The sequence below is a fragment of the Anabaena sp. UHCC 0187 genome, from assembly GCF_009712035.1.
Classification (GTDB): domain Bacteria; phylum Cyanobacteriota; class Cyanobacteriia; order Cyanobacteriales; family Nostocaceae; genus Dolichospermum.
This window is the reverse complement of record NZ_VILB01000011.1, coordinates 331,322-355,451: the sequence shown is the minus strand read 5'-3', so window position 1 is coordinate 355,451 and position 24,130 is coordinate 331,322. Positions and strand designations below refer to the sequence as shown.

The window sequence follows — 24,130 nt, the reverse complement described above, 5'->3', positions numbered from 1 at the left end:
AATTATCAAACATTCAAAATTTTATTCGTTAAAGCTGGAGGAATAAAACTGAGAATTAGGGCTACTAAAGTTCGCAAATTGAATTTTTGTTCAGTCAATGTTTGCCAAAAATAAGGACGGGCGGCTGTAATTTGTTGATCTCGTAATAACCCAATTCCTAAAGTTGTATTAGCTTCCAACCATTTTTGTCTAAAGTAGGAATTAAATTCTTGTAACCGTTCATCTTTCATAAAGACTTGATAACAGAATATCTCACTTTTGCCTTTACGAATTTTCGCTTGAACATTGCGACTACCACTAAGCATGGTATCAGTTTGTTCATGGGCGCGATATTGTGTTAGTTTTTCTGGAACATAATAAACTCCATAACCAGTAATACAACAAAGGTAAGTTAAATATAAATCCCACATTCCCCCAACTTGTGAAGGAATACTATCCCAATTAAGGACACCATTGCGAATTACACAAGCAGCCGCAGTCGGGATACTTTTATCAATCAAACCAATTTTAGTAAAGTTTTCATGAATGCCTGGTGTGATTTGATCTCGCTTAAATCCCCGTGAATTTTCCTCAGTTCCCGAATAATTAATTTGTCCTTGAGCATCAATAATATATTGGTCACAAAAGGCTAGAATTAAACTGGGATTTTTTTCTAAATGTGGCACAAGTTTGATTAAAAAGTCTTCATTCCAAATATCATCGTCATGAAGACTGGCAATATATTTACCCTGTGCCATTTTAAAGCCATGCAATTGATTTCCCAGCATTCCAATATTTTGCCCATGTCGCCAAAATTTAATGCGTGGGTCTTTAAATGATTCAACTAGGGCTTGAGGATTTTCCGGACTGCAATTATCAGAAACTATAATTTCTAGATTTTTATAGGTTTGTTTAACAGCACTATTAATTGCGTGTTTGAGGTATTCTATACGATTGTAGGTAGGGATAATGACAGTTACCAAAGGTTCAGATGATTTAACATTTATAGACATAATTTTCCTGGTTAATTTTTAATATTGACTGGAGGATTAGAAAGAAAATTACTTTGAATTTTGCTTGGTTTTTGGGAAACTATTTCTAAGAAACGTAAAGCTGTAGGGACAGGACTATAATGTTTAATTGCCCAACTTCTTCCTTCTTTAGCAATATATTCTAGAATTTCTGGATTGGCGATAATTCTATCTATTGTTGCTTGGATATTATCCAAATCTACACCAATATAATGTCGCCAATTTTCAGGCATTACAGGTAAGGCAATCCCATATTTTTCAAAATCAACATGAAAGCTAACACATCCTGCGGCTAAAGATTCCCAAAAACGCCAACTATCCCACTGTATAATTGTATTTGATTGTAATTTTAACTTAGCTAAAACTTGTTTAATTCCGCGATTAACTACATTACCAGGATCATTAGGCCAAGGAGGTACAAAGAACCCACCAAAGCAATTACAAGCAACAGATTCTTGCAGACGTTGATAATAATTTGGATAATGTCTACCACCAGTTTGTAACCATTGTAAATAATGATATCCTTCTTGAGGACGATGATGAGGAACATCAATAAAATTATTAAGAGAGAGAATATTTTCCATCTGAGGAATAAGTTGACTACAGCTAATATTTCTGACAGGATGTCCAGATTTCCAATGCCGAAAATTAACTAAAATTTGCCTTTTTCTCTGGATAAAATCTGGAACTTGATTCAGTTCTTTTAAGATTCGATTACTAAGTCCAAAAGCCCAGGGATGAAAGTTATATCCATAGTTGAGTTGGCTATTAAAATGAGTTCTTAAGATAAAATCAAATTGCCTAAATTCCGGTCTGTTAGTATAGGCTTGATTATTATCTTCATCATCTAAATAAACAGTGATATATTCACGCTGAGGATGAAATAATTTTTTTGGCAATGGTTGATAAAACTGATACCAATTATGTGTAATGATCACAATAGAACAATCATCTGGTGTCACCTTGGCATGAGTTTGAAAAAGGTATTCTGATATTTTTAGAGAACTTTGCCAATAATTAACATTAGAAAAAAATGGTATTCCTAACTTTTGAAAACCTTCCGCAAGACAAACTGATAAATGTTGGAATTTATCTCCTATAGAAATATTCTCCCTAGGGTCACAATAAAAATAAATTTTGAGGGGAAATTTTAGAGCAAGATCATTTATCATGTATTTAGTCTGAGGCTTGAGTAAATATTACAGTTTTTGCTTTTGAATTTTAAAATCAGTAATGGTTTTATTATAGATTTCTGTCAATCTCTGCATATGAATTTCCATAGTGAATTCTTGTTCAAACCAAGCCTGACCTTGTTCACCTATTAATCGGCTTTTGTGATAATTGGTGGCTAATTCAGTAATAGCATCTGACAGTTGAGTAATGTGATTATGTGCTACGAGAATACCTGTTTTGCCATCTTGTATATATTCAGGAATACCACCAATAGCACTAGCAATAATCGGACGACAATGGGCATAAGCTTCTAAAGTTACTAAGCCGGCAGGTTCTGGCCACAGACTCGGAAAAACCACTGTAAAACACTGTTGATAAAGTGATTCTAGTTTTTTACCATTGCACCAACCATGCCAAGTAATCCGATTACTTAAACCCATTTTTTCAGCTAATTCTTCCATCTTGGGCTTACCCCAACCATCACCGGCAATATCTAAGTGAATTTTTTGATCAGTTTTTGCTAATGCTTTGATCAACCATTCAATACCTTTATAGGGAACAATGCGACCGACAAATAAAATCCGTTGCTGGTGATGAATTGCTTGATTTAAAGGGATAATATCATGTTTAGGTCTTTCTACTGCACAAAGTAAAGTCACGACTTTATCCGGTGATAAGCCATTTAAAATAATTTCTTCTCGCACATAATTACTATTCGCAATTACAGTAATATTCAGATTTTTAATATCTTTAAGAAAATGAGAAGTATTTTGCCAACTTTGAAAAATATTTTGCGGTTTACGACTACCACAACCATCTACTAAATGTCCCCAAGTACAGCCAAGAGGGTGCATTATGCGATCACATTTTTGTTGACGATCTGCTAAGTATTTTGTACCACTAGGACAATAACTAGAATGATTATGAATAGTTAACACGGCTGGGCATTGTTCCCGAAAATTTACTAACATATCAGGATCATGTATATGCAGTAATGGAAACTGACTTTGTTCCAGGTTTTTCAAGGAACTAATTAATAATTGTTCTGGCTGAACACCAGTATTAATTAGCTCGGAATTTTGGGAATTAATGAGAGAAGATATATAGGTTTCTAGACCACCACCACCGCGAATATTAGCACCAGAACAGTGATATATCATCTTTTGATCAACTATTGTATGATTCATATTTAACTTATTAAAGTTATGGCGTATAAGGTAAAACAATTGATGGATCTTTAATTGTCTGGTCAAATTGTGCCGGGAGTACCTAAATTTAACCAAAATTTATGTCTAACATCATTGACATAATGTCTCAAAACAATTTTCTTTTGATCGAAATGATCTAAATACTTAAATTGGTCATCAACACTTAAAATAAATTTGTTTGTATCAAGTGGTTTTGCTTGGTTATTGTGCATAGCTAAATGCACCACAGTTTGTTCTGTAAAATATACAGGTACATCTACCAATTGGGCAACACGTTCTAGAGACTTTTCCCAATTTATTTGCTGTTTTAGGAGGAAAAAACCTGCATTTACTGGGTTTAACTTCTCATGATTATGTAATATTATTCGCTCATCTAATGAAGGTAGGCAATCAGGTAAATACCAAGAAAAGCTATCATCTGACTCACATAAATTCACAATTTCCTCAGCACCTGGAAAAAATAGAATATCAGCATCAGTGTAAATTGTTGGCTGTTCAATGGGCATTGAAGTTAATACAGCCAATCTTCTCCAAAATGCCATGATGGCACGATTAGGATAATCTAGCGCATAGTTGGAGATAGGTTTAGGTATATCACCTATCACTAAATCTTGCCATTCCACAACATCAACACAAGGATGAATTTGACGTAAAATATTACTAGATTTTGGCAAATAACTACCGTCAGAAATGACAGTAAATTTGTTAGGAATACCAACATGACGAATAAATGAGCGAATATTTGCTACTTGGATAGCTAAATCGCGTTGACAAGAGAAAGCATAGACATTTATGTTAACTTTCCTCTGTTGAATAATGGGAAAGGCTACAATATTATTAATTGCTTTTGAGTACAAAAAACGATGGATTTGTCCTTGAATTTTTGCTGAATGATAGCCTATGTTAACCATAACTTTTCTCCAATAACCTAGAAATAATACTGAATCGAAATCTTGATACTAACAGTGTAATTAAAGTCTTGTTAAATTACGCTTGTAATTACACCTTTAAATTGTCCGGTGCTTGTGTACGACACTTAACCCAATTTACAATTAAGACTTAGTTTAATTTGAGATTGAGCAAAGATTATCGAAAATTTTTAAATAGTCTTGCACTAGGATTTGATAACTTAATTCATTGTGTAAATGAGTCCGATCAAATCGTAAAGGAGATCCAGAAAATTTGGCTGTAGCGATGTGAGCAATTACTTCTTTCATAGCCTCTATATCGGTGGGTTCTACTAACCAAATACCGGGTTTATCTTGTAAATAATCCCAATTTTCTCCGTAAGGTACTGCTGCTAAAATGGGTCTATCTGTCATTAAATATTCATAGCTTTTGCAAGAAATTCTTCCTCCTTGCGTACCATCTGGACGATTTGGTAAGGTTATTAATAATAAATCTGCCTGTCTAGCTAGTTGAATAGCTTGAAAATGAGGTAATGCTCCAGATACAGTCACTACATCTGTAATATTTTGATTTTGTAAGACTTTATTAACTACAAATTCAGGAAAACTATTGCCATAAACCGAGAGTTTAATTTTGTTTTCCCATGCCAATTTTTGAGAGATGAGTTTTTTAATTGCCTGACCTACAAAAACTGGACTAGAACTACGATGATCAATTTTTGTTCGTTGATAATATCCCCATTCTAGCCAAGCTTTATAAAGTTTTTTAACTAAAGTTTTTTCTTGAGGTAGATGATAGAAATTATACCATCCATTCATCCCTCCCGTGTAAATAATCTCGAAAGATGAATTATCATTTTGGGAATTAATAGGAGTAGCAAAATCCAAAGGATCTGCACCACAACGAATTAAATGAAATTTAGATTTTTCAGATTCAGGTTGACGATTTTTGACTAGATCTAAATTGAATTGAGAAACATAAACTACCGCATTTGCTTGTCGAACATAAAGGTTTTCTAACCAACGTTCAAGATGATGATGTAACCAACTAACAGTATTGGGGTGCATATCAGTGCAACTAAGTGAATCATCTAAACTAACTACTAAAGGTAAACCTGTCAGCCATTTTAGTGCTACTCCCACCAAACCCGCAGAATAGGGCATCATGATCACAAAAATTGCATCTGGTTTTTGTTGTTTAATTAACTGGTAGCCTTTTAACACTGCGGGAAAAACCCAAAATATTTCTGGATCTGGCCAAATTAATAAGTTTAATATTTTCTCAAATCTTAGTTTTTGTAACCATGTAATTAAAGCTTCAGGATAGTAACTTTTTACATAATGAATATTACATTTTCCTGGTAAACAACTATCTTTTGTGGCAGTTAATACATCTACTTTCCAAGTTTTCTGGAATTCTCCTAAGAGTTTATTAGCCCTATAGGCAATAGGGTTTTTTAACGGAGGTAAATAATGAGCCACACAGAAAACTTTTGGCTGATTTTGTGATTTGTCTGCCAAATTATTGGGGATAATAGCAGCTTTTTTAAATTTAGTAAAACTTAAAGATAGAAATCCCAAAAAAGAATTATTCATTTTTCTATACATTGGTTGACTAATTACTAACTTATTAACTAAAACTGTGCAGAATATTTATTTTCTAAATATTGAGAATTTAGGATAAATAAAAGACTCCTATTTAATTGTTTGAGAAATTAGCACCCTTTAACTTACCTTATTTTCCGTTCCCTAGCACCATAGGTAATTTAAATGATCAACTATCATGTTGAGGACTAGTTTCATACTGCATTTGGTGATATTGCCAAAGTTTCCCTTTAAGTTCTAGTAGTTCTTGATATTTACCCTGTTCAATGATTCTTCCCTGTTCTAGAACCACAACTTTATCTGCCTTAGCAATAGTAGAAAGACGGTGAGCAATTGTAATTACTGTCCGGCCAACAGAGAGCTTTTCTAGTGATTCTTGAATTAACCGTTCAGAGAGAGAATCTAAAGCACTTGTAGCTTCATCTAAAATCAAGATTTCTGGATTTCTCAGCAATGCTCTAGCAATGGCAATCCGTTGTCTTTGTCCCCCTGATAACCGCACACCTCTATCTCCTAATTCTGTATTAAACCCTTCAGGCATTTCTAGAATAAATTCTAGAGCATTTGCCAGTCGAGCAGCTTCTTCAATTTCTGCTTCTGTGGCTGTTGGTGTGCCGTAAGAAATATTTTTCCAAACAGAAGTATTGAAAATAAATGTGTTCTGACTCACAACTGCTATCTGACGACGAAGAGAATTAATTTCAAATTTGCGAATATCAACTTCATCTATATAAATATAGCCATCACTCGCATCATGAAACCGAGGAATTAAATCTGCAAGTGTAGTTTTACCAGCACCAGATGAACCAACTAAAGCTGTCATCTCACCTTGTTTAATGGAAAGAGTAATATTATGTAAAACTCGTTGATTAAGATTATAGTCGAAATCTACAGATACTAAATCAATTGATCTTTTTAAACCTGGAAATCTAAGTTTGCCATTTTGAAAGTAGATTTTATCATCAGTTTTCAACAGATTCTTGATATTTTCTACTGCTCCTGTCTGAGTAATTAAAAAAGCTACAACTCCATTTATATCTTGAATCATAGGCATAATGCGAAATAGGACAAAAAAGAAGGTCAGCAAAGCAGAAACCTTCATTAAACCCGTAGTTAATGCCACGATGATCATACTGATAAGAATCAGAGTAGATATACTTTCAGCGACAGGTTTTACGACTAAGGAAATCAAATCAACACTTTTTAAAGTATTAACTATTTTTTCACTTGCTTGATAATACCTTTTTCGCTCAAATTCTTGAGTAGAAAAAGCATGAATTGTGCGGATACCTTCAATAAACTCAAGCGTCCTAGAAGTAAAATTATCATTAGCCTTAGTAATACCAAAACTACGTTCTCTAATTTGTTTATTAAGTGTAGATAATCCCACTGCTACAAGACTAAATAGCGAAATTGCCACCATGGACATTTTCCACGAAAGCATAAACAAGGAAGTAGAATAGACAATCAGTGCGAAGCTTCTAGTTATTAAAAAAGCTGTGCCACCAACAAGCTGTCTAATTCGCTCCATTTCATTGGTGAGTATATTAACTAATTCTCCAGATTTTTTATGATTAAAATAATTGAGAGTTTGAGCTTCCAATTGTTCAAAAATTCGTTTACGGAGACTGTCTACTAGACTTATTTCACTAAAATTAATGCAAACTTGCGCAAGATAATTAAATAATGCGCGCATACAAGTTGTGGTTACAATTAAAGTCGATACTCGATATAATCGTTCTGTTGCTGAAGCATTAATTCCTAAAATCAAAATATCAAACCACTCAATTCCTGTTTTTACTGGTTCACTACCAGGAGTTGTTAAGCTTTGTAAGAATACTAATAAAAATCCTAAACCAAACCCTTCAAAACTTGCAGATAATATTGAAAACACTAAGGCTAAAATTGCCACAAGTCGAAAGTTTTTAAATTCTCGTAATATTAATCGGTTATTTTGCCAAAAACTCGTAGCTTGGAAAAGTTTCACAGTTGACAGTAGAAATTTAGAATCCATAAAATAAAAATTTTGGAGGATAATTTTACTAATTAAGCACAGAAATATCAATCAAAAGAAAAGAAGTATCCTGATTTTGATGCACAGAGAATAAAATCAAAAAAGTAGCAATTCAAAAATAACTTCCTTTTTAAATACAGTGCAAATCACTATTTGCATAGTATTTATTATTTCTGAATTAGGTACATAATTCATGGTGATAAATATCAAAACAGGAAATATTTATCGAAATCGAAAATTATCTAATTCTCCTAAGCCGTAGGTATTTTATTTTTAGATATCATCTGTAATGATTTAATGAATTTAGGTTGTTGATTTAACTTTTTATCCTGTTTCTCCAAGCTTAACTTCGTCGCATCCTCCAAGGATAAAGAACATTTGCCAATTAAGCAATTTCTGCCTTGCAATACATTCAATAATTTGCAGAAATTTTCTAGGCAATATTTACTTAAGCTAATATGTGAGTCCCTAAGACTTCCTGAGGTAGTTGAAGAAAACTTAATAACTCGAAAAAGTTGACAGTTTTCGCCAATATACCATTCATAATCCAGCAAAAACCTGGGGGAATATATTCGCATGATTATAAATCCTGCTAGAACAAATGGACTCATAAATAGCAGCAGAAATAAAGCTAAAGTCCAATCAATGATTCTTGATAAAACTCTGAAAATTTGATGACCTTTCTTCGGAAATTTATGATGTCTAGGAATACTCACAAATATGGGTTTATTAGCTTGTAAACAAGCATCTGCCCAAACTTTTAATAAAGAATCACCTATTTTTGGATCTATGCTGACTAAACTAACTGAAGAATGCTTTAAACACTCTATTAAAGATTCTTTATTCTCTAGTGAAGCTAAATATAGCTGTGGTAATTTTCCAGAACTTTTTACTAATAACTTTCCCATACGCCATTGTAAGGTGCAGGATAGGCAGCTAATATTTTCAGACTGCTGAGGGATAATGTAGTTATTATTGGGATTGGAAATGACTGACATTGACATATATATTGGCAGTGATAAAGTAATAGAGAGAGAGTGTAAAATGATCAGAAAAGGTGCGGTTTAAACGCAGATAAAGGTGAGTAAATACAAATGACAATTTTCTCTATACTCATTCCTCCTAATGGTTTTCCCTATATCCAGTCCTAACATAAGCTGTTTGACTGAGTATTATTAAAATAACTGAAAATTGATGACACTTAAGTAGGTTGGTGTTGAAAATTGTTGTTATGGCAAGGCAAGAGGCAAGTTGGAATAGTCAAGATTCAGAATGTATAATTACTTTTTCTTGACTCAATGACTTCTAAATTCTGAACTCTTGCTTTGAATATGTGTTTCAATCTCTAGAATATAAGAATCTTGATAAATAGATCATCAATAAGCAACTTCTTTATTCACTCTTTAAATAGATATTACTTTTCTGTGCGAAATATTAAGCTATGATAAAATGAATTAATTGTCACTAAATAAAAATAACCAAGATTTTGTTGTTTTAAAAACATATTAAATAGATAATTTATTGAGGATTTTATTTAATTAAAAACCCCCGGATAGCCGAGGGTAAATATATTTGTATTTGGTTGAATAATTATCAAATATTCTGGTTTATTCTTCCAATGCTTGTTGCAATACCAACTGTTTCGGCTTTATATAGGGGACATAAGTGCTGTCAGATGGAGATGCACCATTAGCCACAACTCCAATCAAATTTAACTTACTCAACATCTTTGTAGCTTGATTAAGTTGGGTGCGTGTCACCTTACCAATACTAGCCATCATCACCACACTCCGACAAGATGACGCTGTGAGCATAGCATCAACTAAACCTAAGACGGAAGGGGCATCTATGAGTACCAAATCATAGTTTTCTTCAAATGCAGCCATCAATTCTATCATGCGCGGAGAACTCAAAAGATGGGCAGGATCGGTTGGTATGGGGCCAGCGGTCAAAATATCAATATAAGATGAGCCGGAGTAGGGAACACTGATGTGATTAGGTACGGTAACTTCACTTTCTAATAAAGTTGAAAGTCCCTGTTCATTAGGAAGATTTAGCTGTTTGTGCAGATTAGGATCGCGTAAGTTAGCATCAATTAGTAAGACTTTTTTATGCAAGCGAGCTGCACTCATGGCTAGACCTAAAGCTAAGGCTGACTTACCATCATCTGGCAACGCTGATGTCACCATTAAGGATCTCAAATCAGAGACATTATTGAGCAGTTCAATATTTTTGTAAATTAGATCAAGTGCTTCCCAACGAGGAGGAGATTGTAATACTTGAATTGTCCAAGGAGCAAGAACTTCTGGTTTGCCAAATGGCAATTTAATCATTGATTCCCTGGGTCTAGCAGGTGGCAATTTAGGAGTTGTTCCTAATAATGGGAGAGCAACCTGTTTTTCTAATTCCGCAGTAGTATGTACAGCGTCATCAGATGCTTCACGAATAAAGGCCGCAACACCTCCTAACATTAACCCAATAACTCCTCCTAATAATAGGTTTTGTTTGAGGTTAGGGCCTGTTTGCATACCTTGTTGAGGTTCTTCGACTACTTCCCAATTAAATCCACCTTTAGAAAGTTCCTGGCGTAATTTTTGTTCTGCTCTTAATAATTGTTCTAATCTTTCTCTGCTAAATTGTAGTTGGGGAAGTATGCGATTGTAATAAGCTAATAGAGAAGGAAAACGTTTGAGGTCTGCTTGTAATTCTTTCTCTTTTACTGCTAAAGTTTGATCACGTGCGCTTAATGAAACTATAGTAGTTTGCGTTTCTACTAACTGCCCTGCGAGATTAAGATCAATTTGCCCAAATTGTCCTTGTTCTAGAAGATTATCTCCAGAACTGGCAACAGGATGAGAATTTTGTCCCAAGGTTCTGCTGACTTCTTTTTGCAAAAGTTGTTTTTGACTTTGCAGTTGTTCGGTCAATTTTTGAACGCTGGGAGTATCGTCAGTGAAGCGTAAACGTTCCTGGGCTAAAGCTAGTTCTGTTTTCTGAATTTCGTTGAGTAAGCCTTGATAGCGAGTAGACTGACTCAAACGGGAAGAAACTAAGGCATTTTGTGGAGAACGGTTTAGCTGTACTTGCAAAGATTTTTGCTTTGCTACAGCTTCTTCATACTGGGAACGAGTTGTTTGTCGTTCTTGCTGGATAGTATTTAAAGTTGTCTCTACAGTTTTGGCCTGAGTTTCTGGATCAATTAAATTCTGAGTTCTCCGAAACCGTTGCAAATTTGCTTCGGAAGCGGTGACTTCATCTGTCGCTTTTCTCAATTGATCTCTGATGACTTGCAGACCTTTCTGTAAGCGCGAATCCTGCTGTTGTTTATTATATTCTAAATAAACTTGCTGAATAGTCTTGAGAACTTTTTCGGTTTTCTCTGGATCGTTATCACTATAATCAACTTGAAAGATTTTAGTGACAATATTATCCTCTGGAGTCTTCAGTTGAGTTAATACTAAAGACTTTTTTAGATCCATTGCTGTTAAGTTTGGATATTCAGTCTTGAGTTTATCAACTGCTTTTTGAATCAGCCCAGAACTCTGCATTAAGTTCAATTGAGTTGCCGTATCTACCTGGACGTTAGCATCAGTAAACTGACTTTCGCCGTTATCACCTTCTTTTTTCCCTTGATAGTTAGCTTCTACTAACAATTGCATGGTACTTTTGAAGCTGGGTTCTGTTTTTAAGGTCATGATGCCAGCAATAGCCGTAGAACTCAGCAATACTAATAATAACCAGGGGAATCGCCGCAAAATTACAGCAAATATTTGTCCATAACCTGGTTCTGTTTCTGATGCTGGATTTGTATTTGGACTTAGACTAGTTTGAACCACTTTTATTATCCTTATCTGCGATAAACTACGCAAACACCTAAAAAATTAAATGAAAGATGCACATTACTAGCACACAAAGACGGAAGTCAAGCAAGGATTAAAAATTTTGAAAAAGCTGGTGAAATTTGCTTTTTTTTTAATCTTTAATTCCGTCATGCGGTACTAGCTTGATCAATAATTTGATCAACTTTGCTAAAAAATGACTGTTCTGAAAACTTGCTAACAGCGTGATTACGGATAGTTTCGTAATCCCAAGATATTCCTCTGGCTTCTAGTAATGCTGCTTGTAGAGAGCATGGTGTTTGTCTCTTAAAAAATACGCCTGTTTTCCCTGGTATTTGAGTATCTAATACTCCACCTGCTCCATAGGCAATGACTGGTGTACCACTAGCATTTGCCTCGACTGGAACTAATCCATAATCTTCTAAAGCCGCAACAATAATTGATTTGGCTTTAGAGAATAAATCTTTACGTTCTCTATCACTGACATGACCTAGAAATTGGATGTTGGGTAATGCCTGGGCTTTTAATCTTTCTTGTTCTGGTCCATCACCTGATATTAATAAGTTCCAGCCTAACCAATTAAAAGCTTCGACTATTATATCAAGACGTTTATAACTTATCATCCGCGCCGATGCCAAGTAATATTCTTCTTTGGTATCGGAGAAAACAAAATTGCTAGTATCAATTGGATAGTTAATAGCAATGGCTTCTTTATGATAAATATTTTGAATTCGTCGGGCAACAATACTAGAATTGGCAATGTAGAGATCGGGTTCTTGAGCATATTGCAGGTCTACATTTCTCATCATTTGAAATATTTTTTCAATGAGAGGAGCAAAGTATCTATAGTCTCCGTATTCCCGTAAATAAGTTTCTGTATCCCATAAAAACCGGGTAACATTATGACAAAAACAAATATGTCTAGCTGCGGGATTTTTCCGGACTGCTTTAGCAAAACTGGTACTGCTGCTAATAATTAGATCATAGTCTTGCAAATCCAAAGAGCGAAATGCCGGAAAATAGAGGGGAGCTAACATCCGAAAATATTTGGTTGCACCAGGAATTTTTTGCAAAAATGTGGTGTTAATAATACGTTCCCCTAAATCAATACTTTTTTGGGGGTCGTATAATGAGGTGAAAATGTCAGCTTCAGGATATCGCTTACACAGTAATTCAAATACGCGCTCTGCTCCACCGCGCTGGGTTAAGTAATCATGAACAAGAGCAATTTTCATATCTGATTCCCTATAATTTGGTAATTGGCGATTGGGTTTAATATTTATTCTCTAGTAATTTAATTTTTAATGTTGCATTACTAGGTTGTATCCCTTGCTTTGTATCAATTAATTTATTTGTTTAATAGGAGTTTAAATCATGCAAAACCTCACAAGATTATCAAAATAATCTCTGTTATTTACTGTATATATGTAAATTCAGAGGTTAAATGAAAATATCAGGAAACCTCTGAATTATCTTGATGCTAATTTGAAAACTATTTTGTGAGCGCTAAAGTTTTCACAGGAGCAAAATAAACTGCTTGTTCAGCCCGTAATTGATCGCAAAGTCTGCCTTCAGGCAATTCCACATCATCGTAAGTGAGAACCTGATCTTTAGGAATATCACGCTTCAAGCGGCATCCTTCAGCAATACCCATTGGTAGTAAGTTTTCTTGTTGCACAATTGGGGAATTTTCACATTGGCCATAGGTCATGTAATAACCAATACCATCAAGAGTTTCTCCGGCTGTGAGATCAATTTTGGCGGTGGTGACGACATCAACAACCGGACCGGCGATGGGTGCAAGCACAGCATCATGGAAGAGGACAGCGCGAGCTACGGACAGGGGAACTTCAAAATGACAAAGGTGATAGGGGGTATAGAAGCTGTACAGAGGTCCTTCACCTAGTTTATAAAGGTTGAGATAATGGCGTTGTTTGGGGTCTTCGTGAGTAGCAAATACAAATACTCCTGGACCTGGTTTAGTGCCAACAACGTAATCAACGATACCGCCTAATTCTTGCAGTTGGTCAATGTCATACATTTTGGTCATTTCATCCACATGACCGGTGTAGTCGTATCCCAACATCCCCCGCTTGGCTACTTTCATCCCTGTGCCGTTGGCTACTATGGCTTGCTCAAAGGAAATTTTCGTGCCGTCAGCAAAGCTTGTTACCATGGCGGGATTTTGACCCCAGCGTTGGGCAAAACCTGCTTGGGTGGTGGGGTTGCGGTAGGGGTCTTGTAAACCTTTGATGTTGCCACACAGTAAAGGCTTTAAACCGATGCTTTTGACAAAGCGGTACAGGTTCATTTCTACCCCTGGTTGGTCGCCATCACAGGCGCTGAGAATCACGCCAGCCCGGTCTGCATGGACTTTGAGGATAGGCCCAATTGTGCCATCAAGTTCGGCATTCATTAAAATGATATGCTTGTGATGAGCGATCGCACACATGACCAAATGAGCCGCATATTCAATTGTTCCTGTCACTTCAATGATTGCATCTATGCCATCTGCTTCACATAGCAACATCGCATCTTCGGTGATTGCATACTCATTTTGAGCAAGTGCATTTTCTAAATCAGCCAAGTTATCAACAATTTTGATATCCTCAATTCCTGCTTCTACATAAGCTCGTTTAGCTGAATCAATATGACGATTAGAAATAGCAACTAACTCCATTCCTGGCACAGAATTGACAATTTGATTGGCAATGCCTCGACCCATAAAACCAGCCCCAATCATTGCCACTTTTACTGGCTTACCTAATGCAGCCCGCGCTTGTAAAGCTTTATCAACAATAATCATGATTAAACTCCTATTAAAATAGATTCTAGTAAAGGCCAATTCCGATCTTTATCAGACATTTCCGTTGCATCCAATGGCCAAGAAATTTCTAAAATTGGATCATCATAACGCAAACCTCTTTCATATCCAGGAGTGTAAAATTCACCCACTTGATACACAACTTCTGCACCATCGGTTAAAGCTTGATAACCATGGGCAAACATTTCTGGAACATAAAGAGCGCGACGATTTTCTGCACTCAGTTCTACACCAATATGCACTAGATAAGTAGGAGATTCAGGACGCATATCCACAATTACGTCATAAATCGCTCCTTGAGTGCAGCGAATTAATTTTGTTTCGGCTGCGGGAAGAGTTTGATAGTGCATTCCCCGCAATGTGCCTTTTTTATGATTGAAAGAAAGGTTACATTGGGCAACTGTTGGTTTTAAACCATGAGCGATAAATTCATCAGCGCAGAAAGTGCGAGCAAAAAAACCGCGAGCATCGGGCTTTTCTTCTAAGTCAATAATGAAAGCACCAGCGAGTTTAGTAGAGGTAAAAATCATGGTTGTTGAGAAAGTTTTTATTGAGGATAACAGAACGGGTTTTGATTTTAGGTTTATACCTTAAATCTCCATGGGGTATTTATATAAAAAAAGGTATCACAATGATATTTTTTTATTTCTTAAACTGGTTAAATGTGAAGTTTTAAGTTCCATCTCTTGTTGGGCTATAACACTTTCCAGGAGTGATGTACATACTAAACCAAAGTAAGGAATGATTGTGGTAATTGCCATGATAGGCCATCTTCTCAAAGCCCCGAAGAAAACTCGCCAATTATTGTCAGTAAAGTGCTGAAGAATTAATTGACTACAAAATAATTTAGAGTATCCTATTTCCTGGAGTTTGATATTAACTTCAGGTGAATAAGTATATTGCATCTTTAGCAATATCTTTGGCTTCACCATCCAATGACTAGCACCAAAAGCATTTTCCAAAAAAGTATCTTTGGTTATTTTTACACTGCCATGAAAAGCACAAAACCCAGTTAAATAGACCTGATAATCTAAGTTTTTTACACCATTAGTCCATTTTTGTAGAGCGCTTTGAGCTAATTCTGTTTTGTATACTTGAGCAGACATCAGTTGTACCCCAGAGCGATTTTCCTGTATACAACGTTCAAATGCCGATTCACCATCATGCTCAATTTGTTCATGATGAAGCTTATAACAGCGTTGATATAATAATTCACCTGTTACTTCATGACGACAGGAAAAATTCAAAATTAGTAATGCTAAATCTGGCTCTTTTTTTAACGTATTAATGAGATAAGATATCGTGTTATCAGCGATAATATCATCATCACTAATAGTCCAAACATATTTACTTGTTGCTGCTTTAATGCAATAAGCAATATTTTTCATTACGCCAACATTTTCACTATTTTTGTTGATATGAAATGTTGTAGTTGGTAAAAATGACTGCCATTTTTTAACTATTTCCTGTGTATTATCTTCTGAACAGTTATCAGAAACAATAATTTCACATTCAGATTCAAAACCTTTGATAGATTTCGCCAGCCATGTTAACTGTTTATCAAGTAAAGCAGCACGGTTATATGTGGGTATAGCAATTGTCAATACTGGATTCATTGTAGATAAATTATTATTGAGAGGGCAAATGTTTTTGGCTATGATTTTCTATCTTGAACCTAAGCTACCAGCTATTAATTGTTGACTTGGTTTGGCAAAGGTATCATCATGATATTGTGTACAAAGTTCTGGTCATTTAGGAGAGTTAGCTGTGTATGCAAAAAATAAAGCTGAACGCTCTAGGCTTCTTGCAGTACCATGATGTAAAATATTCCTTGTATCCGCAAAAATCACAGTCCCAGCTTTGCCAGGGCAGGATTTCCAGGCTGATTTAGGAATTATTTTCATCATTTTATCGTCGTTAATTCCTAGAAAATTAGAACGCCAAAGTTCATAATCAACTCGATAATTGTTAACTCGTTCTAGAAAATTAACAGGTAGTGGAATATATTCAAATGGCCCCTGTTTTTCAGTTACATCATTTAGATAGATAATGACTTTAATCATGCGTCTATCTTCAGAATCTTTATGCCATAGTAAAGTCTCCAGTTGTTGCTCATTAGGGAAGTCTTTCCGCACATGAACACCATGAAAAACGATAGGTAAACCTATATAATTTTCAATAATGTTTTGTAGTCGGGTTTCAATTCCCCAATTAAAAAATTCTGGTAAATCTGTAATTGTATAAATTTGTGGTAACTTATACCCTGCATGAATATCTCTGGGATTTACCATACTATCTGCATAACTATTAGCACTAGCTAACATTTTTGAAGTAGATGATAAACCTAAATCTGCTAAAGACGTGATGTAAACACCTTCTCTTTTAAGATGTTCAACAATCAAGTGATCCCCTGAATTGATAGTAGGCAAATTTCTCTGATGCTGCCAAAGATTTGCTTGATAATTCAACTCAGACTGGAATAAAGATACTTTGTCTTTAATACTGTTAAGCATGAAATACCTACCGATTAAAATTTATTGATTTATCCCTGATAGTTTTTTACTTCTGAAATTTTTGTTCTCTCAAGTTCTGTTTCTGCTACTTTTAATTCTCTCATTGGTATTAATTCCAATACTGCCATACTAGCTAAAGCTAAAAAAGGAACTACTGTTTTTATAGCTGATACAGGCCATCTTCTCATTGCTCCTAAAAAAACTTTCAAGTCTACTTCATGATAGTTTTGTAAAAGCATCCGACAACAATATGCTTTAGAATAGCCAATTTGCTCAAGTTTTAAAATCACTTCAGGGATATGTTGGTATTGCATTAAAAGTGCAGCCTTTGGTTCTTTTTGCCAATAACTAACACCCACAATACATTCTAGATAGATATCTTTAGTCACAATTACTTTGCCATTAGCAGCACAATAACCGGCTAAATATGCTAAAGATATCCAATTATTACTAGCAGTTGGCCAAATTTGGAGAGCGCGTTTAATTAAATCAGTCCGATATACTGTAGCAGTTAGAAAAATTACTGCCCCTACACTTTTAGTCAAACAATGTTCAAATATTGCTTTACCATCACCTTTACCATCTTCAGTATCCGCATCAAACCAACGATTACCAACTATTTTTGGTGGATGTACTGCTTCCCCAGTAATTTTATTCCGACCAGAAAAATTTAGAAACAATAATGATAAATCATCAATATTTTTAATTTTCCCTATTACATAAGCAACTGCTCTTTCCTGAATTGGATCATCATCCCCAATTGTCCATACATACTTGGTTGTAGCAGCACTTAGGCAATAAAAAATGTTTCGCATTACGCCTATATTTTCAGGATTTCTATTTGATTTTAAGGTGATATTTTTGAGAATATTTTGCCATTTACTAATGATAGATTGAGTATGATCTGTAGAACAGTTATCAGAAACTAAAATTTCACATTCTGTTTCAAATCCTTTAATAGCTTGAGACAACCAAGTTAATTGTTTATCAAGTAACTCGGCGCGATTGTAAGTAGGAATAGCAATAGTTAGTAGTTTTTGCATTAGTAATCCTCAAGTGAAAATATAGTTATTAGTACAAAATTGAGAATTGATCTTGATTTACAAGTGGTTATTAAATTGTATTTAGTCCGTCTTGATAAAATTGTTGATTACTGAGGTGCGTTAAATTAAAATTAACGCACTCAGGAAAAAAGATCCTATTTACTTTTGATTCCAGAAAAAATCTTTATCAATTTGTTCGGTGCGAATTAGATATTCTAGTTGTTTTAAGCGGGTGAATCCTCTAAACAAGAAAGTATCTTCATTCATATCAATTTGATTGAAAATATTACATAGTTGTTCAGCCCCAAGTTGAGCATTCCAATCACACTTAAAGCCGGGAAGAATACTGTTAATCTTTTCAAAAGAAACTCGATAACTGCGATTGTCTGCACCGTTATTACCAAAAGATAATTGACAACCAGGAAAAACATCAGCAACGATTTCTGCTATTTCTTTCACTCGATAGTTATTAGCAGTATCACCAACATTAAAGATTTGATTGTGAATAATATCTCTGGGTGCTTCTAATGCACAAACAATGGCTTTACAAATATCTAAAGCGTGAACCAATGGCCGCCAAGGAGTACCATCACTGGTCATTTTAATTTCTTTGGTAGTCCAAGCTAAACCCGCCAAGTTATTTAAAACAATATCAAATCGCATTCTGGGGGAAGCACCAAAAGCAGTAGCATTCCGCATGAAAGTAGGAGAGAAATCATCATCAGCTAATGGTTGTAAATCTCTTTCTACTAATGTTTTACATTCTGCGTAAGCTGTTTGCGGATTAACTGGTGATGATTCTGTAATATCACCTTCACTAGCCACACCGTAAACACTACAGGAGGACATATAAACAAAGCGACGGACACCCACTGTTTTTGCCAAATTAGCGAGACGTACTGAACCTAAATGATTAATATCATAAGTAATTGTGGGTGATAATTGTCCAGTCGGATCATTAGATAATTCCGCCATGTGAACAATAGCATCTACGCCTTCTAAATCTTCAGGATTGATATCACGAATATCTTTATTGAGGGTTTTAGCTGTTAAGTTAGTGCCGTTATATAGCCAACCAGCTTTATAAAAACCAGTATCAACACCAAGAACTTCATGTCCTTTTTGCATTAATAAAGAAGGCAATAAAGAACCAAGATAACCTTCTGTGCCAGTTACTAAAATCTTCATGATTGTTAAAATTTTTGATGTGTGAAAATATGTTGTTGCTTGAAAAATCCGCAGATAAAATTCTCTTTCCTTACTCTCTGTGCCTCTGCGCCTCTGCGTGAAATAAAAAAATGTAGTTCATTCTACGAAGATACTAAACTATGCAAATGAGTGGGTTCTGGTATTTGCTTAACTATGGCTTTACCGATTTCCAAAGAAGAAGTTGCAGCGGGTGAAGGGGCATTGCAAACATGAATAGAATTATCACCAGCAATGATGAGAAAATCATCAACCAGAGAACCATTATTCATCAATGCTTGAGCGCGAACTCCTGCATGGGTAGGAATTACATCTTCTGCTCGAATTTCGGGAATTAGTGTTTGCAGACTTTTGACAAATGCTGCTTTACTGAAGGAACGAATGATTTCTTGAATCCCTTCGTCAGCGTGTTTAGCTGCTAGTTTCCAGAATCCGGGATAAGTGATCACTTCAGCAAAATCTCTGAAGTCAAAATCGGTTTTTTTGTAACCTTCCCGTTTAAGACTGAGAACTGCATTTGGTCCTGCGTGGACACTGTTATCAATCATCCGGGTGAAATGCACGCCGAGAAAGGGGAAATCTGGGTTGGGAACTGGGTAAATGAGAGTTTTCACCAAATAGCGTTTTTCGGGGGTTAGTTCGTAATATTCGCCCCGGAAGGGAACTATTTTGGCTTGGGGGTTAGCCTTACCTAATTTTGCAATGCGATCGCTATGCAATCCGGCACAATTGATCACAAATCGAGTTTCAAAACTGCCATTATTAGTTTCTAAAACCTGATTTTTTCCACTGCGGGCAATTTTCAAAACTTGGGTATTGAGACGTAAATCTCCCCCTTGATTGCGAATTAATTCTGCGTATTTTAAACAAACTTGTTTGTAATTAACAATCCCTGTATTGAATACCCGAATTCCACCTACACAACTAACATGAGGTTCAATTTCTTTGACTTCTTCAGGACTAATTCTTTTAACAGGAATACCGTTTTCTAAACCGCGTGTATAGAGATTTTCTAGCCGGGGTAATTCTTGTTCATTAGTGGCAACAATTACCTTACCACAAACTTCATGATCAATATTATGTTTCTGGCAAAAGTCTACCATGGAACGGCTACCATCACGGGAAAATTTAGCCTTAAAACTTCCCGGTTTATAGTAAATACCAGAATGAATTACACCGCTATTATTACCAGTTTGATGAAATGCCCATTGACTCTCTTTTTCTAGCACTAATATCCGGGCATTTTGATAACGCTCTCCTAAAGCCATGGCTGTGGAAAGTCCAACTATTCCCCCACCAATAATTGCAAAATCATACATTAGTAATCTTTCCCTTATCCAAAATCCAAAATCTAAAATCTAAAATCTAAAATTGCTACTACCAAACTTGCCAAGGAGCTTTACCACTTTTCCAAAGGTCTTCAAGATAGTTTTTATCTCTTAATGTGTCCATGGGTTGCCAAAAACCATGATGTTTGTAAGCAGATAATTGTTCTAAATTAGCTAACTTCTCTAATGGTTCTTTTTCCCACACAGTTGAGCTATCAGCAATAAAATCAATTACTTGCGGTTCTAGGACAAAATAGCCACCATTAATCCAAGCACCATCACCTTCAGGTTTTTCTTGAAAACTGGTAATTTTTGTTTGTTCTTGTCCGAGAGAAATTGCCCCAAATCTTCCGGCTGGTTGGACTGCGCTGAGTGTCGCTAATGTCTTTTGTTCTTGATGAAATTTAATTAACTCTGTAATATTTACATTACTGACACCATCACCATAGGTAAAACAAAAGGTATCATTACCAATATGTTCCCGAACTTGCTTTAAACGCCCCCCAGTCATTGTATTATCACCTGTATTTACTAAGGTGACACGCCAAGGTTCAGCATATCCAGAATGAACATTCATTTGATTAAATCGCATATCAAATGTCACATCGGACATATGCAAGAAGTAGTTAGCAAAGTATTCCTTGATGATGTACCCTTTGTAACCGCAACAGATAATAAAATCATTAATACCATGAGCGGAGTAAATCTTCATTATGTGCCAGAGAATTGGCTTACCACCAACCTCAACCATGGGTTTGGGTCTGATACTGGTTTCTTCACTTAAACGTGTACCCAGACCTCCTGCTAAAATCACCGCTTTCATATAATTACCTCAAAGATTTGCAGGTGGTTGCTAATTTAAACTAATTGAAATGAAGAGAACGCACAATGATATGAAATAAGTAGAACGATTATTTCTCTTTGCTGATGGCAGATAAACATAATTTAGCTATAAATTTGTAGAAAAGGATAAAGAATACGTAAATTAAGATATTTTATCTGTAAAATATTTGTAAATATAAAAAAGTGTATAAATAAGAGGTAACAGTAAATAATAAATATACTTAAGATCAAATACCTGATTTCTCTAAGAAGTCAGGTATCTTTTTTGGTATTTAAAATTAGTAATACATTAAAAATTCTCAAAAAGCTGGTTGATTTAGTCTGCTTTTTTGATTTTTAATTTGCCCTACTGTATCAATTATTCTGTCCTACTAGAGTTGATTGGGGTAATAAATTGTCACATTTATTAGCGACAACAATACAAATGCTACTGAGAGCTTGTTGATAGTTATCCATATCATCTCGCTCTAGGGAGACTTTCGCGGCTGTTTGTAAATCGGCAACTGCTTGAATCTGGTTCTTCTCAGACCCAGTTTCCCCATACTGTGCCAGTTCATAGTAAGCCATGCCACGTTTAAGATAAACTTTAGCTTGTTGGGGATTAATTTTTAATGCTTCAGTAAAATCGGCAATTGCCTGTTTATATTCTGCTGCATAATTACTACTGTATTGAGCAATTTGATATCTTACCAAACCCCGTTGAAAATAAGCTTCTACTTTAGACGAATTGAGTTTAATTGCCTCAGTAAAGTCGGTAATTGATTTTTGGTATTCCTGAAGAGAATTATTAATGTATTTGGTAATTTCAAATCGGACAATACCCCTTCTGATATAAGCTTCAGCATCATTTTTATCTATGTTGATGGCAGTATTAAAATCTGCGATCGCTTGTTTATATTCTTTATCAGGATCGCTACTATAATCCGCCAGCATATAGTAAGCATTACCGCGATTCACATAAGCTTTAACTTCTTGAGGATTTAGTTTCAGAGCTTCGTTATAATTAGCTAATGCACCTTCATAATCATTTAAGTTGTAACGAGCATTCCCTAAATTTACATACCCTTTAGCATATTGGGGATTTTTTTTAATCGCTTGGGTAAAGTTAGCAACTGCTTGGTGATAATTTTGCTGTTGATAAGCAGTATCACCGCGCTGATAGTAATCTATAAAAGAAAGATTGGTTGGCTCAGGAGCTTGATTAGCTGTCCGAGACATCAAACTTTGTTGAGTATAAGGATTTTGGGAAACAAAGGGACGGGTAAATTTAACTATGAGGTCTAAATAGCCCAAAATACCCAACCCCATCACACCGAAAATTACACCATATAACTTCGAGTTTAACTTCTTAGCAGGGGGAATATTATAAAACTGCTGACTAGATCCTGGCTGCCAATGATATACTGGGGAATGTGATCTTACTGGCTGAGTAATCCGTGGGGTAGGGATATACTGCCGTTTAGATTTGCGACGGGGTTGGAGATGTTGTTTAGAAGCGATCACATCTAAGGATGGAAACGGATCTCTCCCACCTAATCGCCTAGTCCGTTCGCACCAAGGACATTTATCCAAGTGATTATGATATAGATGCTGAGGATTAGCAGCACAAGTGATCAAACTCTCTTCCACCGCCGTTAATGCTGACAACCAGGTTTGAGCAGTAGGGCGTACCTGGGGATGGCAATGACCATCTTCAAAACAACGCACAAATAAATCCTGTAAACTGGGATGAAGTAGATCCCAAGCCGGGGAAATAGGAGTTGGTAAATAGGGGACTGGTTTCTTTTGACTATAGGTAAAATGACCAGCAAGAATTCTGCCTTCATAGGGGGGAGGTTCTATCCCACCTTGAAATATCCCGGAAAATGGGTGAGTTCCTTCCATTAACAACTGGAAGATCAGCACTGCTAACCCAAACAAATCATGATAACTTTCCCGGTCATAGTCAGCAAAAGTCTTATTCTGTAATTCTGGGGGAGTATATTCAGGTTTACCCACAGAACAACGATAAACAACATTCTGTAATGGTTCGGTCACTTGGAAGGAATCTGTATCTACCAACGTTACCAAGGCTGTATCACTAACCAAGATATTTGACTCATTCACATCACCAATACAATATCGGCTGGCGTGCAAAGCCACAAAAGCCGCCGCTAGGTTGCGAGCAGTCCGCAGTAAATACTGATAATTGAATAATGGGCAATGTTGTCGGCGAATCCCCGGATTATAAAAATCCATGATTGGCCGCATTCCCCGAATCCTTGGCATCACAAAGCCAACAATCTTACCGCTACCATCCACTGCCTCCAACAATTCCTGTGGCCAAGCAATGGAAGTATGCCCTAAATTGGCTGTAGGATTTATTGGGGGATTGGCAAGCATCGCCTGGAGTTTTTGGGCAGAAGAGATGGTTTGCTTGTGATAGATTTTCGCTACCAAATTTTCATCCGATGGCACTGCATAGATACAAGCTTCACCACCATGTCCCACACTGACAGAGAGGTTGAGAATTTCTGGATTGGGAAGACGACGTAGTACCTGCATGGAAGAATTAAGGTTATGTGGGGTGATTGGAGTTGGGGGAAGAGGAAAAAGGAAGGGGGAGTATTTTCCTAC

Annotated in this window: 18 protein-coding genes; all 18 read right to left on the bottom strand. The window is 35.8% G+C overall.

Annotated elements, in window-relative coordinates:
• Positions 1-5 precede the first annotated feature (5 nt).
• The 18 genes from FJR11_RS10705 to FJR11_RS10620 all read right to left on the bottom strand — a co-directional run bounded on the left by FJR11_RS10705 (position 6) and on the right by FJR11_RS10620 (position 24,058).
• On the bottom strand, positions 6-992 hold the full coding sequence (locus tag FJR11_RS10705) for a glycosyltransferase family 2 protein (RefSeq protein WP_168503662.1): 987 nt from the start codon (positions 990-992) through the stop codon (positions 6-8).
• Positions 993-1,003: 11 nt separating this feature from the next.
• Positions 1,004-2,182 (bottom strand): glycosyltransferase family 1 protein, encoded by a 1,179-nt coding sequence (locus FJR11_RS10700; RefSeq protein ID WP_168503661.1) that lies wholly within the window; start codon positions 2,180-2,182, stop codon positions 1,004-1,006.
• A gap of 27 nt (positions 2,183-2,209) precedes the next feature.
• The gene (locus FJR11_RS10695; protein WP_168503660.1) at positions 2,210-3,370 is read right to left on the bottom strand and encodes a glycosyltransferase family 4 protein; all 1,161 of its coding nucleotides are present in this window, start codon (positions 3,368-3,370) and stop codon (positions 2,210-2,212) included.
• A 62-nt stretch (positions 3,371-3,432) separates the two neighbouring features.
• Complete coding sequence (locus FJR11_RS10690) at positions 3,433-4,302, bottom strand: hypothetical protein (RefSeq protein WP_168503659.1); 870 nt, start codon at positions 4,300-4,302, stop codon at positions 3,433-3,435.
• A 153-nt stretch (positions 4,303-4,455) separates the two neighbouring features.
• Positions 4,456-5,895: a glycosyltransferase gene (locus tag FJR11_RS10685; protein WP_254444736.1), complete on the bottom strand. Its 1,440-nt coding sequence runs from the start codon at positions 5,893-5,895 to the stop codon at positions 4,456-4,458.
• Between the two features lie 178 nt (positions 5,896-6,073).
• The gene (hepA, locus tag FJR11_RS10680) at positions 6,074-7,918 is read right to left on the bottom strand and encodes a heterocyst formation ABC transporter subunit HepA (RefSeq protein ID WP_168503657.1); all 1,845 of its coding nucleotides are present in this window, start codon (positions 7,916-7,918) and stop codon (positions 6,074-6,076) included.
• A 251-nt stretch (positions 7,919-8,169) separates the two neighbouring features.
• Positions 8,170-8,916 carry a heterocyst development glycosyltransferase HepC gene (hepC, locus tag FJR11_RS10675; protein ID WP_371417504.1) on the bottom strand — a complete coding sequence of 249 codons (747 nt, stop codon included), beginning with the start codon at positions 8,914-8,916 and terminating at the stop codon, positions 8,170-8,172.
• 609 nt (positions 8,917-9,525) lie between these two features.
• Positions 9,526-11,754, bottom strand: a complete 2,229-nt coding sequence (locus FJR11_RS10670; RefSeq protein WP_168503655.1) for a polysaccharide biosynthesis tyrosine autokinase — start codon at positions 11,752-11,754, stop codon at positions 9,526-9,528.
• Positions 11,755-11,906: 152 nt separating this feature from the next.
• Positions 11,907-12,992 carry a glycosyltransferase gene (locus FJR11_RS10665; protein WP_168503654.1) on the bottom strand — a complete coding sequence of 362 codons (1,086 nt, stop codon included), beginning with the start codon at positions 12,990-12,992 and terminating at the stop codon, positions 11,907-11,909.
• Positions 12,993-13,249: 257 nt separating this feature from the next.
• The gene (locus FJR11_RS10660; protein ID WP_168503653.1) at positions 13,250-14,563 is read right to left on the bottom strand and encodes an NAD(P)H-dependent oxidoreductase; all 1,314 of its coding nucleotides are present in this window, start codon (positions 14,561-14,563) and stop codon (positions 13,250-13,252) included.
• A gap of 2 nt (positions 14,564-14,565) precedes the next feature.
• Complete coding sequence (rfbC, locus tag FJR11_RS10655; protein WP_168503652.1) at positions 14,566-15,111, bottom strand: dTDP-4-dehydrorhamnose 3,5-epimerase; 546 nt, start codon at positions 15,109-15,111, stop codon at positions 14,566-14,568.
• Between the two features lie 96 nt (positions 15,112-15,207).
• Complete coding sequence (locus FJR11_RS10650) at positions 15,208-16,197, bottom strand: glycosyltransferase family 2 protein (RefSeq protein ID WP_168503651.1); 990 nt, start codon at positions 16,195-16,197, stop codon at positions 15,208-15,210.
• Between the two features lie 132 nt (positions 16,198-16,329).
• Complete coding sequence (locus FJR11_RS10645) at positions 16,330-17,094, bottom strand: phytanoyl-CoA dioxygenase (RefSeq protein WP_168503650.1); 765 nt, start codon at positions 17,092-17,094, stop codon at positions 16,330-16,332.
• A gap of 29 nt (positions 17,095-17,123) precedes the next feature.
• Positions 17,124-18,137: a glycosyltransferase family 2 protein gene (locus tag FJR11_RS10640; RefSeq protein ID WP_168503649.1), complete on the bottom strand. Its 1,014-nt coding sequence runs from the start codon at positions 18,135-18,137 to the stop codon at positions 17,124-17,126.
• A gap of 159 nt (positions 18,138-18,296) precedes the next feature.
• A complete protein-coding gene (locus tag FJR11_RS10635) occupies positions 18,297-19,325 on the bottom strand; it encodes an NAD(P)-dependent oxidoreductase (RefSeq protein WP_168503648.1) in 1,029 nt (342 codons plus the stop codon).
• A gap of 122 nt (positions 19,326-19,447) precedes the next feature.
• Positions 19,448-20,662, bottom strand: a complete 1,215-nt coding sequence (gene lhgO, locus FJR11_RS10630; RefSeq protein ID WP_168503647.1) for an L-2-hydroxyglutarate oxidase — start codon at positions 20,660-20,662, stop codon at positions 19,448-19,450.
• Between the two features lie 58 nt (positions 20,663-20,720).
• Positions 20,721-21,494 carry a glucose-1-phosphate cytidylyltransferase gene (gene rfbF / locus FJR11_RS10625; protein ID WP_168503646.1) on the bottom strand — a complete coding sequence of 258 codons (774 nt, stop codon included), beginning with the start codon at positions 21,492-21,494 and terminating at the stop codon, positions 20,721-20,723.
• A 374-nt stretch (positions 21,495-21,868) separates the two neighbouring features.
• Positions 21,869-24,058: a tetratricopeptide repeat protein gene (locus tag FJR11_RS10620; protein ID WP_168503645.1), complete on the bottom strand. Its 2,190-nt coding sequence runs from the start codon at positions 24,056-24,058 to the stop codon at positions 21,869-21,871.
• Positions 24,059-24,130: the final 72 nt, after the last annotated feature.

Excerpts from the sequence above, each read along its gene's own strand:
- FJR11_RS10705 (WP_168503662.1), bottom strand. The coding sequence starts at position 992 with ATGTCTATAAATGTTAAATCATCTGAACCTTTGGTAACTGTCATTATC.
- FJR11_RS10700 (WP_168503661.1), bottom strand. The coding sequence starts at position 2,182 with ATGATAAATGATCTTGCTCTAAAATTTCCCCTCAAAATTTATTTTTAT.
- FJR11_RS10695 (WP_168503660.1), bottom strand. The coding sequence starts at position 3,370 with ATGAATCATACAATAGTTGATCAAAAGATGATATATCACTGTTCTGGT.
- FJR11_RS10690 (WP_168503659.1), bottom strand. The coding sequence starts at position 4,302 with ATGGTTAACATAGGCTATCATTCAGCAAAAATTCAAGGACAAATCCAT.
- FJR11_RS10685 (WP_254444736.1), bottom strand. The coding sequence starts at position 5,895 with ATGAATAATTCTTTTTTGGGATTTCTATCTTTAAGTTTTACTAAATTT.
- hepA (WP_168503657.1), bottom strand. The coding sequence starts at position 7,918 with ATGGATTCTAAATTTCTACTGTCAACTGTGAAACTTTTCCAAGCTACG.
- hepC (WP_371417504.1), bottom strand. The coding sequence starts at position 8,916 with ATGTCAGTCATTTCCAATCCCAATAATAACTACATTATCCCTCAGCAG.
- FJR11_RS10665 (WP_168503654.1), bottom strand. The coding sequence starts at position 12,992 with ATGAAAATTGCTCTTGTTCATGATTACTTAACCCAGCGCGGTGGAGCA.
- FJR11_RS10660 (WP_168503653.1), bottom strand. The coding sequence starts at position 14,563 with ATGATTATTGTTGATAAAGCTTTACAAGCGCGGGCTGCATTAGGTAAG.
- rfbC (WP_168503652.1), bottom strand. The coding sequence starts at position 15,111 with ATGATTTTTACCTCTACTAAACTCGCTGGTGCTTTCATTATTGACTTA.
- FJR11_RS10650 (WP_168503651.1), bottom strand. The coding sequence starts at position 16,197 with ATGAATCCAGTATTGACAATTGCTATACCCACATATAACCGTGCTGCT.
- FJR11_RS10645 (WP_168503650.1), bottom strand. The coding sequence starts at position 17,094 with ATGCTTAACAGTATTAAAGACAAAGTATCTTTATTCCAGTCTGAGTTG.
- FJR11_RS10640 (WP_168503649.1), bottom strand. The coding sequence starts at position 18,137 with ATGCAAAAACTACTAACTATTGCTATTCCTACTTACAATCGCGCCGAG.
- FJR11_RS10635 (WP_168503648.1), bottom strand. The coding sequence starts at position 19,325 with ATGAAGATTTTAGTAACTGGCACAGAAGGTTATCTTGGTTCTTTATTG.
- lhgO (WP_168503647.1), bottom strand. The coding sequence starts at position 20,662 with ATGTATGATTTTGCAATTATTGGTGGGGGAATAGTTGGACTTTCCACA.
- rfbF (WP_168503646.1), bottom strand. The coding sequence starts at position 21,494 with ATGAAAGCGGTGATTTTAGCAGGAGGTCTGGGTACACGTTTAAGTGAA.
- FJR11_RS10620 (WP_168503645.1), bottom strand. The coding sequence starts at position 24,058 with ATGCAGGTACTACGTCGTCTTCCCAATCCAGAAATTCTCAACCTCTCT.